Source organism: Demequina lutea (assembly GCF_013409005.1).
GTDB classification, from domain to species: domain Bacteria; phylum Actinomycetota; class Actinomycetes; order Actinomycetales; family Demequinaceae; genus Demequina; species Demequina lutea.
On record NZ_JACBZO010000001.1, the window covers coordinates 1,862,848 to 1,878,332 of the forward strand.

The 15,485-nt window shown below is 66.5% G+C and carries 13 protein-coding genes and 2 pseudogenes; 10 read left to right on the plus strand and 5 right to left on the minus strand.

Going from position 1 to position 15,485, the window contains the following annotated elements; translation table 11 throughout:
• Positions 1–26: 26 nt before the first annotated feature.
• The 4 genes and pseudogenes from BKA03_RS09055 to BKA03_RS09070 form a co-directional block, all read left to right on the plus strand.
• A complete protein-coding gene (locus tag BKA03_RS09055) occupies positions 27–527 on the plus strand; it encodes a MarR family winged helix-turn-helix transcriptional regulator (protein WP_179398060.1) in 501 nt (166 codons plus the stop codon).
• Between the two features lie 87 nt (positions 528–614).
• The gene (locus BKA03_RS09060) at positions 615–1,250 is read left to right on the plus strand and encodes an NAD(P)H-binding protein (protein ID WP_179398061.1); all 636 of its coding nucleotides are present in this window, start codon (positions 615–617) and stop codon (positions 1,248–1,250) included.
• Positions 1,251–1,299: 49 nt separating this feature from the next.
• Positions 1,300–1,872 carry a recombinase zinc ribbon domain-containing protein gene (locus tag BKA03_RS09065; protein ID WP_179398062.1) on the plus strand — a complete coding sequence of 191 codons (573 nt, stop codon included), beginning with the start codon at positions 1,300–1,302 and terminating at the stop codon, positions 1,870–1,872.
• Between the two features lie 148 nt (positions 1,873–2,020).
• Positions 2,021–2,491 (plus strand): annotated as a pseudogene (locus BKA03_RS09070) (SDR family oxidoreductase); the annotation flags it as partial.
• Between the two features lie 39 nt (positions 2,492–2,530).
• On the opposite strand, the pseudogene BKA03_RS09075 reads toward BKA03_RS09070, so the two are convergent.
• Positions 2,531–2,740, minus strand: a pseudogene (locus BKA03_RS09075) (GTP-binding protein); the annotation flags it as partial.
• Between the two features lie 552 nt (positions 2,741–3,292).
• On the opposite strand from BKA03_RS09075, the gene BKA03_RS09080 reads away from it, so the two are divergent.
• Positions 3,293–5,665, plus strand: coding sequence for a P-loop ATPase, Sll1717 family (locus BKA03_RS09080; protein WP_179398063.1), 2,373 nt, complete (start codon positions 3,293–3,295; stop codon positions 5,663–5,665).
• A 100-nt stretch (positions 5,666–5,765) separates the two neighbouring features.
• Here BKA03_RS09080 and BKA03_RS09085 read toward each other — a convergent pair whose 3' ends face one another.
• Entirely contained in the window at positions 5,766–5,975 is a 210-nt protein-coding gene (locus BKA03_RS09085; RefSeq protein ID WP_179398064.1) for a phenylalanine--tRNA ligase subunit beta-related protein, read from the minus strand.
• Positions 5,976–6,090: 115 nt separating this feature from the next.
• On the opposite strand from BKA03_RS09085, the gene BKA03_RS09090 reads away from it, so the two are divergent.
• Genes BKA03_RS09090 through BKA03_RS09105 form a run of 4 tightly spaced genes read left to right on the plus strand, consistent with a single transcriptional unit; the run spans position 6,091 to position 9,691 of the window.
• Complete coding sequence (locus BKA03_RS09090; protein ID WP_257020129.1) at positions 6,091–7,092, plus strand: ABC transporter ATP-binding protein; 1,002 nt, start codon at positions 6,091–6,093, stop codon at positions 7,090–7,092.
• Entirely contained in the window at positions 7,089–7,886 is a 798-nt protein-coding gene (locus BKA03_RS09095) for an ABC transporter permease (RefSeq protein ID WP_179398065.1), read from the plus strand. Before BKA03_RS09090 ends, BKA03_RS09095 begins: the two co-directional genes overlap by 4 nt.
• 24 nt (positions 7,887–7,910) lie before the next feature.
• The gene (locus tag BKA03_RS09100; RefSeq protein ID WP_218856019.1) at positions 7,911–9,086 is read left to right on the plus strand and encodes a sensor histidine kinase; all 1,176 of its coding nucleotides are present in this window, start codon (positions 7,911–7,913) and stop codon (positions 9,084–9,086) included.
• Positions 9,083–9,691, plus strand: a complete 609-nt coding sequence (locus BKA03_RS09105) for a response regulator transcription factor (RefSeq protein ID WP_179398066.1) — start codon at positions 9,083–9,085, stop codon at positions 9,689–9,691. Before BKA03_RS09100 ends, BKA03_RS09105 begins: the two co-directional genes overlap by 4 nt.
• An 11-nt stretch (positions 9,692–9,702) precedes the next feature.
• Here the strand turns inward: BKA03_RS09105 and BKA03_RS09110 are convergent, their stop codons facing one another.
• Positions 9,703–10,314 (minus strand): DedA family protein, encoded by a 612-nt coding sequence (locus tag BKA03_RS09110; protein WP_179398067.1) that lies wholly within the window; start codon positions 10,312–10,314, stop codon positions 9,703–9,705.
• Positions 10,315–10,606: 292 nt separating this feature from the next.
• On the opposite strand from BKA03_RS09110, the gene BKA03_RS09115 reads away from it, so the two are divergent.
• Entirely contained in the window at positions 10,607–11,530 is a 924-nt protein-coding gene (locus BKA03_RS09115; RefSeq protein ID WP_179398068.1) for a cytochrome c oxidase assembly protein, read from the plus strand.
• A 59-nt stretch (positions 11,531–11,589) separates the two neighbouring features.
• On the opposite strand, the gene pheT is transcribed toward BKA03_RS09115, so the two are convergent.
• Positions 11,590–14,211 carry a phenylalanine--tRNA ligase subunit beta gene (gene pheT, locus BKA03_RS09120; RefSeq protein WP_179398069.1) on the minus strand — a complete coding sequence of 874 codons (2,622 nt, stop codon included), beginning with the start codon at positions 14,209–14,211 and terminating at the stop codon, positions 11,590–11,592.
• Positions 14,211–15,308, minus strand: a complete 1,098-nt coding sequence (gene pheS, locus BKA03_RS09125) for a phenylalanine--tRNA ligase subunit alpha (protein ID WP_179398070.1) — start codon at positions 15,306–15,308, stop codon at positions 14,211–14,213. The genes pheT and pheS overlap by 1 nt, the downstream gene beginning before the upstream one ends.
• Positions 15,309–15,485: the final 177 nt, after the last annotated feature.

A 15,485-nucleotide genomic window follows, 5' to 3' on the forward strand; every position in this document is an offset into this window, starting at 1 on the left:
GAGTATCGTACTAGCGGGGAGTATTCATGGACAAGGAGACCACGAGCCTGCGTCCAGCGGTCGAGCAGGCCATCTTGGCCCTGCGACGGCTGAATAGCGCGCTGATGGTCAGCAACCGTGTGGTCGGGGCTCGGCTCCACATCAACAACGCTGATCTCGCTGTACTCGACACACTGCATCAGGACGGCCCTCAGACGCCTACCGAGCTGGCGCACCGCACGCGCACCCATCTCGCGACCATGACCGGGATCCTGACGCGGTTGGAACGCGATGGGTGGATCGAGCGACGCCTCAACGAGGTCGACCGGCGCTCCGCCAGCATCCACGCGACCGGTGTCGATCGCCTGACTGATGCCTACGTGCGAGCCAACGAACGCCTCGCGCGTCTACTGGCCTCGTGGACGCTAGATGAGGTAGCCCTGCTGACGCGCTTCCTCTCGGATGCGAGCGAGATCGTCACGACATCCACTGAAGAGACAGACCACGTAAGCTCGTGCCCGCCTCGCGCCTCGGGGGCTAGCGCATGAACGACGGGACGCGCACGGTGGCCGTCTTCGGAGCGAACGGCCCCACCGGCCGCCTCCTCGTCGAACAGCTCCTCAACCGGGGCTGGCGTGTCAGGGCCATTCACTCGACATCCCGAAGCGATCCAGGTCAGCACACCCTGGCTGGAAGTCGCGCGAGCTGACGCCACCCGTCCTGCCCAGGTTGCCGAGGCGATGCAGGGATGCGATGGCGTGGCGTCCGTACTCGGGACGAGGTTCAGCAAGCAGCCCATCACGTCCTATTCCGCCTCCGCGCGCGCCATCGTGGAGGCCATGCATGCCCGGGCCATCCGCCGGCTCATCGTGACCAGCTCGATGGCCGCGGCCGACTGGCGCGATCCGAAGATGAACTGGCTCGAACGGGCGCTCATCACCCGCATCCTCGACCGCGTCGGGGCCACCCTGTCCGACGACCTGCGCCGCATGGAACGCATCGTCGCTGGAAGCGGCCTCGACTGGACGATTATGCGACCACTTGGCCTCACGTCTATGGACCCGCCCACGGAATACGCGATAGCCCGCAACCACATTGCCGGCAAGCAGACAGCGCGCCGCGATCTCGCCGCTGCCATCGCCGATCAGCTCGATCGCACGGCCGACCTGCAGGCCGCGGTCGCCATCGCCACGACGAACAAGACGCAGAGCATCCCAGCGACTATCTGGCGAGAGGGGATCAAGCCCAACCTCTTGGGCCGGAACCAATGAACCGTCGGGCGCGGGCCGACGTTCGCTTCTGCAGGCACGAGCACCCCTTTTGAAGGGGATCCTCTACTGCGCGACCTGCAAGTCCCGGCTCCACCTCGACTTCGCCAGGAACAAGCAAGGCATCCGCTACGCCCACTATGTCTGCTCCGGCCAGACCAGCAAACGCACCACCTGCACCCGCAAGGCCGTCCCCGTCGGCATCGCCGAAGAACTCGTCGCCGCCTGCTACGAACGCATCGGGATCAGCGAGCAAACCTTCACCGCGCTCGCAAGACAGGTCAATGCGGCCTTCGCGGAACGCATGGCATCCTGCGCCCAAGAACTTGCCGAGCTGACCGACATCGACCGGAAGCTCGAGAGCGACCACGAGCAGGACACGGGCCAGAGGAAGCATCTCGCCAGCGCCCTGAAGCTGCTCACCTACTGCGCCGCCCCGTACCAGCAGTCCGATGACGAGGCCAAGCGGCTGACGGACCAGGCGTTTTTCGAGAAGATCCACATCGGCGAGGACGAGCAGGCCGTCGTGGGACGCGCCGCATCGAGAGAACCCCGGGCACGCCTCGGACGCGTCGAAGGGGCGGCCGGAGCACAAAAAAGGGCCGCCCTTCCGGGCGGCCCTTGATGGTGGACCTCACTGAAGCTGACTCGAACAAATGGATCAAGCTGAGCGCCCACATTGCCAGGGGCGAGTCTAGCGGTGAGCCGACTGGCCGCAACTCGCACGAAGCAGGAGATGGTGATCTCTGGCGACCGATCAAACTGAAGCGCCCCAGGTCTATCACCAGTCGTTCGACGAGCTGGACGAGGACGACCTAGACCGCACCATCAAGACCAACCTCTACGCGATGAACTGGATCACCAAGGACGCGCTCCGCCACCTGGGCCCGGGCTCCACGATCATCAACAGCACCTCGGTGCAGGGCTACAACCCGTCGCCGATGATCATCAACTACGCGTCCACCAAGTTCGCCATCAACGGCTTCACCAAGGCCCTCGCGCAGGACCTGGCGCCGCGCGGTATCCGCGTCAACGCCGTCGCGCCGGGGCCGGTATGGACGCCGCTGCAGGTGTCCGACGGGCAGCCCACGGAGAAGCTCAACGGCTTCGGCGACAGCTCGTGGCTGGGCCGCACCAGCCAACCGGTGGAGCAGGCGCCCGCGTATGTGTTCCTCGCGTCGCCCGAATCGAGCTTTGTGGTCGGCGAGGTCATCAACGTGAATGGCGGGGCGAACGTGCCGTGATCGGTTAAGTTGCTCGCCGCGGGTGTGGCGTCGCGCGGACGAGCTGATCGAGATCCCACGGGCGCGTTCGATCTCGAACCAGTCGAACACGGAGCCCGCGCGGCCGATCCCAGACACGTGTAGGGCAAGCGCCTCGGTCAAGGTTGACTTGCCAGCATCGAGGTGAGCGATCCCGGCGATGGAGCGCCGACGCCGGGCCCACTGGCGACGGTCGCGTCGCTGAGCGCCGGGGCGCTCACAGGGCATCATCTCTACGGCTGAGGCGGACCGTACGTCAGTTACTTCACCTCTCGTGTTGCTGCTCTCACAGATCGCCTGCAGTGCAGTAGCACCTCTTCTTCAAACCGTCCGTCGCGTCACGATGGGGCCCGCCCAATTCCAGGGCGCCCGCCGTACGCGAACACCTACGGCCCGTTCGGAGGAGCCGCCACCTCCCGACCCGATCTCCGGACAGCGCCATCATTGGGAGGCTTGCGGCGCATTCCCGAATGTCGGCCTGCGCGCGAACCCCGCAGCACACCAGAGCCGAGGCCCGGCTTGCCGTTGGATTGCCTCCCGAAAGCCAGGCCAATCGACCTGGCAGTCGTCGCGTCGGGGACAACTGCGCGCAACTTGCTTAGAGTCCCCGCCTCATTTGCCGACGGCACTTGATCGACCGGAGAAGTCCACTACCCTCCTCCTCACGTTCAGAACCTCTGTCCTCGGGCCCACGCACCGAGTCTGTTCGCGCGGCCCCAACGAGCGAAACTCAAGACCTGCCGCCGTCTAGCGTTACTTGACCTTCACGTATACGTTGGCAAGGTGTCCAACAGACTTGCAAGCAGCGTCTTCTTCGCATATTCATCTCACTCGCCGCTGATCGCCGAATCCGTACGGGCGAGCGCGAACATATTGCGCGCCAACATGGAATCCGCGGTCACCTGGGAGGACCTTCCCGTCCCAGGTCGTCACCTAGTGGCCGAAATCTGCGCGGCTATCGACGGTGTAGACGTGCTGATCGCGGAGGTAAGTTCTCTCAATGAAAACGTGTTGTTCGAGCTTGGCTACGCCATTGGTCGGGGGAAACACACGGTGCCGGCGCTGGACGAGACCCTCACAACCGCCACACGAAGTTGGAAATCCCTTGGCCTGCTGTCACAGATGGGCCGGATCGACTACAGCGGGGATGCTTCAAAACTCGCGGCGTTGTTCCTTGCAAGCCGTCCTCGTGTGGGAGAGCCAACCCACCTAGATCGCCTGCTCGCTGACGCAAAGACCAAGAAGCCGAACTCCCTGTTTGCTCCTCAACCAGCGGTGCCAACGACTGCGTTCTCAAACCTGAAGAAGATGCTGGATCGCGACAGAGGGTGGACCTTGCGCGGCAGCAGCGAGGACTTGGTTCTGGCCCCTTTGAAGTTCTACGTGGAGGAGATATACCGCTCAACAGCAGCCATTATTCCGTTCCTAGATCCGGACCGAAACCGCGCGGAAGAACACAACTCCCGAGCAAGTTTGCTCGCTGGTATCGCGCACGGCCTGGACGTTCCGCTCCTGCTCGTGGCGGAGCCGACCTACCAAACTCCGCTTGACTATTCAGACATGCTGCTGAACTTCCAATCATCGAGTGATCTCCAAGGCCGAGTCAGAATCTGGCTCGACGAACGCCATCTACAAGCCACCACCACGGGGAGACGCGCCGGGCGTCTCGCGCTGCAAGTCGAACTCCCGATTCGCTCCTTTGGGCAATACGTCGCAGAGTACGAACGTGACTCTTTGGCCGACTATTTTGTGCCAACGAGTGAGTACGAGACCATGCTGCGTGGCGACGCCAAGATCTTTGTCGGACGTAAAGGCACTGGCAAGACCGCCACGATGCAACGACTCGTCGACGACCTCCGCTCTTCAGGCAAGAACCTTGTGGTCTCCATAAAGCCCGCGAGTTACGAGATAAGTGGCTTGGTCGAAGCGATCGGCAGCGTGGACTCGGAAGCAGTGACGGACTACATGTTGCTCAGTCTCTGGAGCTACCTCGTCTACACGGAGATCGCGATGCAAATTGTGCGGCACGCTGACTCACGCCCCGCCGGTTGGCCGCTGGATGAGGACATTGAAAGGGTTCGCAAAGAACTCGAGAATCTCGGCGTCGAAGTCGACGCAGATTTGAGTTCCAGGCTTGAGCACGCGGTGAACGACTTCATCACTCCGCAAAAAACGCATACCCGGCGACCCGACGACAGAGAAGCCGTCGCCAAGGCATTCAAGGTGGAACACGTCCGCCGACTCGTTGCCGCCATGCAACCAAACCTCGCGTCCTATGATCGCGTAGCCGTACTCTTCGACAACCTCGACAAAGCCTGGCAACGCGGCATCAACTACGCCGCGATGTCAAGGTTTCTCTTGGCGTTGCTCGTCGCGAGCGGAAAGATCGAGCGCGAACTCAGGCGGTCCAGCGACCACCCGGCGGGCCCAGTCTTCACCTTGGCAGTTTTTCTTCGCACCGACATTTTTGACATCGTGACAAGATTCGCGCGTGAACCCGACAAGATCGAAACACTCGAAGTCCGTTGGAGCGACGAGGAGCTCCTGCTTCGTGTACTCGAAGAACGGTACGGCGCGCTCCGCGACGACGATCACTCCGGCGTCGAAGCGGACATGTGGGCGGAGATCTTCGAAACAGAGGTTCGAAGCACCCAGACTCGCGACTACATACCTTGGCGCGTGCTCCCTCGGCCTCGCGACTTGGTCTATTTCGCAAACGCGGCACTTACTTCGGCAATCAACAACAAACACGACTTGGTCAGAGAGACGGATCTCATCGCGGCCGAACAACCGTATTCTGAGTTTGTAGTCGAGGCGCTCCTCGTCGAAGGTCAAGCTGAAGAGTTTGATCTCGAAGCGGTAATCTACGAGTTCGTCGGGAAGCCCGCGACTTTAGACCAAACTGAGATAATCGCGTTACTCTCGCCCCACGGAGATGCGAACGATATTCGAGATTTCCTTGTGCGAAGCACCTTTCTGCAAATCGAAATGAGCGAGGGCACCTTCGAGCACGTCGACGGCGCAGCGCGCGCTCGTCGGCGCCTCAAGATAGCGGAACAGGGCGCCGCGAACGACGGGCGACCTCTGCACTTCCGAGTACACCCTGCGTACCGACCCTTCCTGGAAATTCCAGACACCGATCTGCACATCAAGTGACACGACGTGACTGCAGTGGTTTCCTACCTCCGGGAGCCTCCACAAAAAGCGCAATAACGCCCCACTCTGTGGAGCTACCAAACGGCCACGGAAAATTCGCCTACCTGGGCACCGCACCCAACTGACCCGTAGCCGCCGCGATCACGGCCTCCCGTACACCCAGCACCTCATCGGCACTTAGCGTGTGGTCCGCCGCGCGCATGCGCACGTTGACGGCCATCGACTTGTGACCGGCCTCGACCTGGGCGCCCTCGTAGACGTCGAATACTCGCGCGTCCGCGACGAGGTCTCCCCGGCCTCGCGCACGCATGCGACCGCCGCAGGGTCACCACACCGTAACCAGCCGAAAGACGTGACAGATGTCACCGCCACATCGTGACGTCCAAACCAGAGCCCTCGACGCCGCGGGCACCACCATGGGAGTCATGATCACAACCAGCACGATGCCTCACACCCCCGGCACCTCCCCACACGGCACGCCCCTAGCGGTCGACCTCACCGCCGTGACCAAGGACTTCGGCTCCGTCCGCGCCGTGCGCGGAGTCGACCTCCACATCGAGCAGGGCGAGGTAGTCGCATTCCTCGGCCCCAACGGAGCGGGAAAGACCACCACCATCGACATGGTGCTCGGCCTGTCCCAGCCAACATCGGGCACCGTCCGGGTGCTCGGCCACGAGCCGCGCCACGCCATCGCGCGCGGCCTGGTCTCCGCCGTGATGCAGACCGGCGGCCTGCTCAAGGACCTCACCGTGCGCGACACGCTGCGCTACACCGCGAGCCTCTTCGCCGACACTGCCCCCGTGGACGAGGTCCTTGCCACCGCCGGCGTGGCATCGATCGCCGACCGCAAAGTCGGCAAGTGCTCTGGCGGCGAGCAACAGCGGCTGCGCTTCGCAATGGCCCTGCTTTCCGACCCCGCGCTGCTGATCCTCGACGAACCCACCACCGGGATGGACGTCGAGGGCCGCCGCGGCTTCTGGGAGGCGATCCGCAAGGACGCCGAGCGCGGCCGCACAGTCCTGTTCGCCACCCACTACCTCGAGGAGGCCGACAGGTACGCCGACCGGGTGGTGCTGCTCAGCCACGGCCGCATCGTCGCTGACGGCACGGGCAGCGAGATCAAGGCGCTCACCTCCGGGCGCACCGTGCGGGCCACCCTGCCCAACGCCGACGAGGCCGCCCTGCGCGCCCTGCCCGGCGTCGACAGCGTCGAGTTTCAGTCCGAACAGGTCTACCTGCGCACCAAGGACAGCGACGCGGTCGCGCGCTGGCTGCTCACCGAGACCGACGCACGCGACCTCGAGATCACGTCGAGCGGCCTCGAGGACGCTTTCATCAGCCTGACGTCGGGCGACGACGACGCCACCACCAGCGCCGACGCTGGCAACACCAAACCCACCACCCCCCAGGAAGGAGCACGGCGATGACCACCACCACCACCGCGGGCATCAACACCGACCTGTCCACCCGCCGCGTTCCGCCGATGGGCGGCTTCAACCTCACCGTGCTGTCGATCGAACTCAAGAGGATGCTCAGCAACAAGCGCACGATGGTCTTCACGCTGATTTTCCCGGCGGCGATGTTCTTCGCGTTCGGCACCGGCACGGGCACCGCCGACCGCGTCGGCTCCGGCAACGTGTCCGCCTACATCCTGGTGTCGATGGCGCTGTACGGCGCGGCCCTCACCGCGGCCGCCGGGGGTGCGATGGTCGCGCTCGAGCGGTCGCTCGGCTGGTCCCGGCAACTGCGGCTCACGCCACTCAACCCCGTGGCCTACATCCTCATCAAGGCGCTCGTTGCGCTCTCCATGGGCGCCATCGCCATCGTTGTCGTGAACATCGCCGGGCTAGCCCAGGGCAAGCCCGACATGCCCGCGAGCACGTGGATAGCGTCGGCCGTTGTCACTCTCCTGTGCACCCTCACGTTCGCGGCGCTTGGAGTGTTCGTGGGCTACATCGTGCCCGGAGAGAACGCGATGCAGATCCTCGGCCCCGGCCTAGCCCTGCTGTCCTTCCTCGGCGGGCTGTTCATCCCGCTCACCAAGGGCAACGCGATCTGGCACGTGGCGGTCTTCACGCCGATGTACGGCGTCGCCGAGGTGGCCAGGGCTCCCCTGACCCACGAACTTCCCTGGTACGCCCTCGTCAACGCCGTCGCGTGGTTCGTGGTCTTCGTCGCAGCCGCCGCCTGGAGAATGTCCAAGGACACGTCCCGTGTGTGACATGTGCCTGCTAGCGTGACGCGCATGGCCGACCTCGCCGCACCCTCCCGGGATTTCTGGCTACCGAACCGGATGAGCGGCACCGGACGGTTCGGGATTTTGTGGGTCACGCTGTGGGCGGTGTTTCTGGTGGAGCCGCTATCGGCCGCATGGGACCGGCGAGCGACCGCTCAGGGCTTGGCTGGCATCGCCGTCACCGTGGTCTTCGCAGTCTGGTACGTCGGCTTCTTCGTGGTGGTGCGCCGCCGGAGGATGGAGAACGGCTGGCTCCCTGAACGTCCCGTCGCGGCAGCCGTGGGTGTCAGCGTCGCGTTGCTGCTCGCGGTCGCCGATAGCGTGTTGCTCGGCCAGATCGGTGACACCACGGCGGTCTACGTCAGCGTGATGGTGGTCATGACGACTCGCGGGCGACGCTCGCTCGTGCTGGGCTCGCTGCATGCTGGACTGTGGTACCTCACCGGCTTCCTCGTGCCGGGCTGGCACCCGGACTACGGCCTCCTGCTCGGCATGCTTGCAGCGATGCTCGCGGTCCTCGGTTTCCAACAGACGATGATCGGCAACGTCCGGCTGCGCGAGGCGCAGCAGGAGAACCAGCGGCTGGCGGTCTCCGAGGAGCGCAACCGCTTCGCCCGCGACCTGCACGACATCCTGGGTCATTCGCTGACCGTGATCACGGTCAAGGCCGAGCTGGCCGCCCGGCTGATCGACGTCGACCCTGAGCGGGCCAAGGCGGAGGTACTCGACCTCGAGTGGCTGTCCCGAGACGCTCTGGCCGACGTGCGCCGCGCCGTGGCCGGCTACCGCGAACTGACCCTGCCGGGCGAGCTGTCCCACGCGCGCACCGCCCTCGCCGCCGCAGAGATCGCCGCCGACCTGCCGAACTCGACCGATGCCGTTGAAGGCGACCTTCGCGAGCTGTTCGCGTGGACGGTGCGGGAGGGCGTCACCAACGTCGTCAGGCACTCCGGCGCGTCCAACTGCACGGTGCGGCTGACGGCGACGAGCGCCGAGGTGCGTGACGACGGCCGCGGACCTGGCACGATGCACGGCGAGCCCGGGCATGGCCTGCTCGGCCTGCGTGAGCGGGCTGCGGCTTTCGGTGCGAACGTCACCACGTCCGCCGTCGAGCCGCACGGCTTCTCGCTCACGGTCGCCGTTCCCGCAGAGCCCGCTGAGCGCACTGGCGAGGCGCAGCGATGACCATACGACTGCTGATTGCCGACGACCAGGCGCTCGTGCGCGGCGCGCTGGCGGCCCTGCTCAACCTCGAATCCGACCTCGAGGTGGTGGTCGAGGTGGGCGCCGGGGACGAGGTGCTGCCCGCCGCGCTGGAGCATCGGCCGGACGTATGCCTGTTGGACGTGGAGATGCCCGGGCTGGACGGTATCGCGGCCGCCGCCCTGCTGCGCGAACGGCTGCCAAGCACCCACGTCCTCATGGTCACGACGTTCGGGCGGCCCGGCTACCTGCGCCGCGCACTGCAGGCCGGCGCGGCCGGCTTTGTGGTCAAGGACACCCCTGCAGCCAAGCTCGCCGATGCCGTGCGCCGGGTACACCAGGGCCTGCGGGTGGTCGACCCTGCGCTCGCCACGGACAGCCTGTTCAGCGGCGAGTCCCCGCTCACGCCGCGCGAGACGGAGGTGCTGCGGGCGGCCAGGGACGGCTCGTCGGTCGCCGCGATCGCGCGCCGGTTGGTCTTGTCGGAGGGCACTGTGCGTAACCACCTGTCTGCGGCGATCGGCAAGACCGACGCGGCCAACCGCGCCGAGGCGGTGCTGACCGCCGAGAACAACGGCTGGTTGTAGGGCGGGGCTGGCTACTCGGAGACTTCGTTGCGGCGCTTGCGAATCTGCCAGACCGCCACGACCACCACGACGATGCCCGCGATGACCAGCGCGCCAACGCGGCCCATCGTCTTCTCTACCTGGGCGTAGGAGCGGCCGGCCAGGTATCCGGCGGTCACCACGACGGCGCCCCAGACGATGCCGCCTGTCGCATTGAAGGCGAGGAACTTGGGGTAGGGCATCCGCACGGTGCCGGCCAGGGCGGGCATAACGGCCCGGAAAAAGGCGGTCCAGCGGCCCAGTAAGACCGCAACGCCGCCGCGGCGGGCCAGGAAATCCTGGGCATTGTCGAGGCTCTTGCGTCGTCGGTCCATAATCTTCAGGGACAGAATCCGCGGCCCGATGTGGCGACCGACCTCGTAGCCGACGCTGTCGCCGACGATGGCGGCGACGATCACCACGGCGATCACGGCCGCTAGGGGCACGTGTCCGAAGCTGGCCGCGACTCCACCGAGAATTGCTGCGGTCTCACCTGGCACGACGAAGCCAACAAAGAGGGCGTCCTCGACGAAGACGACGAGCCCGACCAGTCCGAGCACGGTCCAGGTGGGGGCGCTGAGGATGTGGTCGATGATGGCGCTCACGGTAGGGCCGCCTGAAACTCGCCTAATGCTCGGCGGAGGGCGTCCATGGGAGGTTCCTGTCGGGTCGGGCACGGGCGAGGCTCCGTGCGGTGGGACCGGCAGCGGCCCAAGACGGCAGCCGATGACTGGGGTGTTGACGCATCAAGTCCGACCGGATCGGTCGTACTACCCGCAGTTTAGTCGACAGCGAATCCTGCGTGCCGTCATCGAGAGCCACGCCAATAGACAAGAATCGGGGGGTGAGAGTTGAGATATTGCAGTGCATAGGCGCCGGCTGCGCACTGATGGCGCGATGCCTACCCTGACCGTCTGGACGCTCCTGAGCTCTTGGGTGTTCGACCCGCTGGGCGTCTCGCTTGCGACGGTTCTTGCATGCCTGTACGGCGCCCTCCTCTGGCAAGCACATCGCCGTGGGATCAGTTGGTCCAAGGCCCGCAGCACGGCGTTCTTCGTCATGGGCCCCGCCACCTTGGTCTTCGCCACGTGTGGTGGGCTCGCGGCGTACCGCTCGACGTTGTTCTGGGTAGCGGCGGTCCAAGCGGGGGTGCTTTCGGCGGTGGTGCCGATGGGCCTCGCGCTCGGGGACCCCCTCGCACTGGCTCGCGCCGCGTGGGGCGAGGTGGGGGCCGGGCGGCTGCTTCGCTTGTTGCGGTCGCCGGTAGCGCGCGTGCTGATGTTCCCGTTGGTGAGCTCGCTCCTGGCGATGGTTTCGCTCATCGTCGTCTTCCTCACGCGGTATTTCGCTTTGTCCACGTCCAGCATGCCCGTGCGAGAACTGCTGTACGCGCAATTGCTGGTCACCGGTTCGCTGGTCGTTCTGCCGATCCTTGGCGAGGAGATGTTGCCGGCATGGTGCACGCATCCAGTTCGGGTCTTGTTTGCGTTCGTCGATGGCCTGCTCGACGCGGTCCCCGGCGTCTTCATCTTTTTTGCGCCGACGCTCTTGACCCGAGGTGTTCCGGGGCTGACCGACCGGAGCTGGGGGCCCACGCCTGCGTGGGACCAGCAGCTAGGCGGGGGAGCCTTGATCACGGTCACGGAACTCGTCGGGCTACCGGTGCTCGCGGCGATCATCACGGCCTGGGTCCGCGCGGACAAGGCGGAGGCGCGTGCAGTGGACGCCGCGCTCGACGCGCGCGATGCGGCATCCGGCGATTCCGAGCTCACCGCGCCCTGGTGGGCATCCGATCCCCGCTACAGCGACCGAAGCGACTAAACCGAGATCCGTGTTTGCCGGATGCTGGTGACGGCGCTGTGAGGAGTCGCGACGGCGCGTTACCGAAGCACCGCGCCCAACTGACCCGTCGCCGCCGCGATCACGGCCTCGCGCACACCGAGCACCTCGTCCGCACTGAGCGTGTGGTCCGCCGCGCGCATGCGCACGTTGACGGCCATCGACTTGTGACCGGCCTCGACCTGGGCTCCCTCGTAGACGTCGAACACTCGCGCGTCCTCCACCAGGTCTCCCCCGGCCTCGCGCACCGCGGCGACGAGCGCGCCGGCGGTCACCGAAGCGGGGACCACGAACGCGAAGTCCTCCTTCGCAACCACCTGCTGGCTCACGGCCTCGGCGGCAACGAGCGCGCCCTCGGTGAACGAGATGATCGGGTCCAGCAGCACCTGGAACGCGATCGACCTGGCCGGGAAGCCCAGCGTCTCGCAGACCTTGGGGTGCAACTCGCCCGCGTGCGCCGCCGGTGTACCGTTTGGCAGCGTGAAGACCGCCGCGCGGCCTGGGTGCCAGGGGGCGTAGGCGTCGGCGCGGGGCGTCAAGACCACCCCAGCGGCGTGCGCCACGACCTCGACCAGCGCCAAGGCATCGGACCACTCCCACGGCTGTGCTGCGCCGTTTGCAAGCGCGCGGTTCCAGCCGGCATATATCCGCGAACCCGTCAGCACGCCAGCGACCATGCGCAACTGCTCGGGCAGCGCGGCGTCGAGCTCCTTGAGCTGAACGTCCGTCACCGAGCCATCGAGCGGCAACCGCGCCGCCACGCCCGTGCCGGTGTCCAGGTACCCGCGGCCCACCTCGAACACGGCCACGTCTTGCGAGCCGCGACCAAGGTTGACCTTGACCGCGTCGAACAGCGTGAACAGCACGCGCGGGCGCATGACCGGCTTCTCCGCGGCGAGCGGGTTAGCCAAACGCACCAGCTTGCGGCGCTTGTCGTCGGCGGGAACCAGGCACTCGTCGAGCCGCTCAACAGACATGAACGGGTACGTGAGCACCTCGGTGAGACCGGCATCGGCCAGGGCCCTCGCCACCGACCGACGCACGCGCTGGCCGTGAGTCAGCCCGCGCCCTGGGGGCGCCACGGGCAGGATCGACGGCATCTCGGCGTAGCCGCGCAGGCGCGCGACCTCCTCGACGAGGGTGACCGGAATGTCCAGGTCGGGGCGCCACGTGGGCGGCACCACCGCGAGCTGCTCGCCCAGGCGAGTCACGTGGCAGCCGATGGCCTCAAGCGACGCGACCACCTCGTCGGCCGGGAAGTCCATGCCGACGATGCGCGTGGGGAAGTCGATCTCCATCGTGACGGGGGCCAGCTCGGTCGCGTGCCCGGCGTCCGTGAAGACCTCGTCGATCACTCCGCCGCCGAACTCCTGCATGAGCGCAAGTGCCCGCTGCACCGCCGCCGGCGGAAGGGCAGTGTCCACGCCGCGCTCGAAGCGACGCGACGCCTCCGAACCCAGCTTGTGGCGCCTGGCCGTGCGCGCGATCGTGATGGGGTCAAAATGCGCGGCCTCGATGAGGATGTCCGTGGTCGCGTCCGAGATCTCGGTATCCTGCCCGCCCATCACACCCGCCATGCCGATGGCGCGGTTGCCGTGGCCTCCGGCGCCTCCTGAGACGGCGGCGGAGTCGGTGATGAGCAGGTCCTCGGGCGAGAGGTCGCGCGTGGCGTCGTCGAGCGTGACGAGCTTTTCCCCGGGGGCGGCCCGACGCACGACGATCGGCGCGGTGAGCTTGCCCAGGTCGTAGGCGTGCAGGGGCTGGCCCAGCTCGAGCATCACGTAGTTGGTGACGTCCACCGCGAGCGAGATCGAGCGCATGCCCGACTGCTCCAGCCTGCGCCTCATCCACGTGGGGCTCGCGGCGGCGGGGTTGAAGCCGCGCAAGGCGCGCGCCACGAAGCGGTCGCAGCCAACGGTGCCGCGGATGGGCGCCTGGTCCTCGACCACGACCTCGAAACCTGCGGCCGATGCCGCGCCCATCACCGGGATGCCGGCCGGGTCCGTGAACTCCGCGCCGGTCGAGTGCGAGTACTCGCGCGCCACTCCCCTGATCGAGAAGCAATAGCCGCGGTCGGGCGTGACGGTGATCTCGACCGTCTGCTCGCCCAACCCGAGAAGCTCAATCGCGTCGTCCCCAGGCGTCAACTCGACGTCCGTACCCACGAGTCCGGCCGAACCGTCGGCGTGGCGCAACACGATGATGCCAGTGTGGTCCTCGCCAAGGCCCAACTCGCGAGCGGAGCAGATCATGCCATCAGACCAGTGACCGTACGTCTTGCGGCCCGCAATGGGGAACGGGCCAGGCAGCACGCCGCCTGGAAGCACGACGACGACGTAGTCGCCCTCAACAAAGTTGTGGGCACCACAGACGATGCCGCGACTCGTCGGGTAGTCAACTCCATCGTCGGGCGCATGACCAGGCCCGGCAGCGTCGTTCAGCCCGCCGACGTCGACGCGGCAGTAGTTGATCGTCTTGCCGTTCTTCTGCGCTTCCTTGACGAGCGAGAGGACGCGGCCGACGACGAGCGGGCCCTCGACTCCCCCGCCGGAGATGCCCTCCTCTTCGAGGCCCACCTTGACGAGGGCGGCGGCCACCTCTTCGGGGGTCGCGGAACCGAGGGCGACGGACTCGCCCAGCCATGACATCGGAATCTTAGGCATTACAGTTCCACTCCAAACTGGGCTGAGAACCGCACATCGCCCTCGACCATGTCGCGCATGTCCTTGACGCCGTGGCGGAACATGAGCGTGCGCTCGATGCCCATGCCAAAGGCGAACGCCGTGTAGACCTCGGGGTCGATGCCCGCGGCGCGCAGCACGTTCGGATGCGTCATGCCGCAGCCGCCCCACTCGATCCAGCCCGTGCCTCGACACGTGCGGCACTCCGTGTCGGAGCCGCCGCAGACGAAGCAGCGCAGGTCGGGTTCGAGCGACGGCTCGGTGAACGGGAAGTACGACGGGCGGAAGCGCATCTCGGCATCGGGCCCGAACATCGCCTTCGCGAGGTGCTCGAGCGTGCCCTTGAGGTGCGCGAGCGTCAGGCCCTTGTCGATCGCCAGGCCCTCGATCTGGTGGAACACGGGCGTGTGGGTCGCGTCGAGCTCATCGGTGCGGAACGTCTTCCCGGGGCAGATGACGTAGATGCCGCGGCCCTCGGTGAGGAGGGCGTCGCGGCGCTCGAGCGCTGCGCGTGCCTGGACCGGGGACGTGTGGGTGCGGAGGACGACGCTGGGCTCGTCGCCCTCGCGCGGCTCCACGAAGAAGGTGTCCTGCATCGCGCGGGCCGGGTGGTCGGGGTCGAAGTTGAGGGCGTCGAAGTTGAACCACTCGGCCTCGATCTCGGGGCCCTCGGCCACCTCCCAGCCCATGCCGACGAAGATGTCCTCCATGAGCTCCTGCATCGTCTCCAGGGGGTGCCTGGCGCCGACGGGACCTCTTGTTACCGGAAGCGTGACGTCGACGGACTCCTCGGCCAGCACGCGCGCGTCACGCTCGGCCTCGAGGGCGTCGGTGCGTGCGGCGAGGGCCTTGCCGATGCTCGCCCTGGCCTTGCCGAGCAGCTGCCCGGCCGTGGCCTTGTCGGGACCGGCGAGCGCGCCGATGCCCCTGTTGGCAAGCGTCAGCGCGCCCTTGTCGCCCGTGTGGGCAAGGCGCGCCTCCTTGAGCTCGTCCAGGGTGGTGGCGGCGTCGAACGCCTTGGTGGCGGCGGAGACGGCCGCTTCGATGCCGGCGGCATCGAGCGGAGAAAGATCAGACATGAAAACCCCTCGAATGGGTTGAAGGCTCGGCCAGAAGTCTATCGGCGGCGCGGGGCTGAGTTTCCGTTGCTGGGATTCCGAGGCTCACGGGCGTGGTGCACCGACCGTGTTCTTGCGGCTGTCGGTGCCCGGGGCCACTCAGGGCGGCTCACTCAAGGTCGCGGCGCGCGGGATCAG

Coding starts and splice junctions, on each gene's coding strand:
- BKA03_RS09055 (WP_179398060.1), top strand. CDS start 27: ATGGACAAGGAGACCACGAGCCTGCGTCCAGCGGTCGAGCAGGCCATC.
- BKA03_RS09085 (WP_179398064.1), bottom strand. CDS start 5,975: ATGCGTGCGCGAGGCCGGGGAGACCTCGTCGCGGACGCGCGAGTATTC.
- BKA03_RS09090 (WP_257020129.1), top strand. CDS start 6,091: ATGATCACAACCAGCACGATGCCTCACACCCCCGGCACCTCCCCACAC.
- BKA03_RS09095 (WP_179398065.1), top strand. CDS start 7,089: ATGACCACCACCACCACCGCGGGCATCAACACCGACCTGTCCACCCGC.
- BKA03_RS09100 (WP_218856019.1), top strand. CDS start 7,911: ATGGCCGACCTCGCCGCACCCTCCCGGGATTTCTGGCTACCGAACCGG.
- BKA03_RS09105 (WP_179398066.1), top strand. CDS start 9,083: ATGACCATACGACTGCTGATTGCCGACGACCAGGCGCTCGTGCGCGGC.
- BKA03_RS09115 (WP_179398068.1), top strand. CDS start 10,607: ATGCCTACCCTGACCGTCTGGACGCTCCTGAGCTCTTGGGTGTTCGAC.
- pheT (WP_179398069.1), bottom strand. CDS start 14,211: ATGCCTAAGATTCCGATGTCATGGCTGGGCGAGTCCGTCGCCCTCGGT.
- pheS (WP_179398070.1), bottom strand. CDS start 15,308: ATGTCTGATCTTTCTCCGCTCGATGCCGCCGGCATCGAAGCGGCCGTC.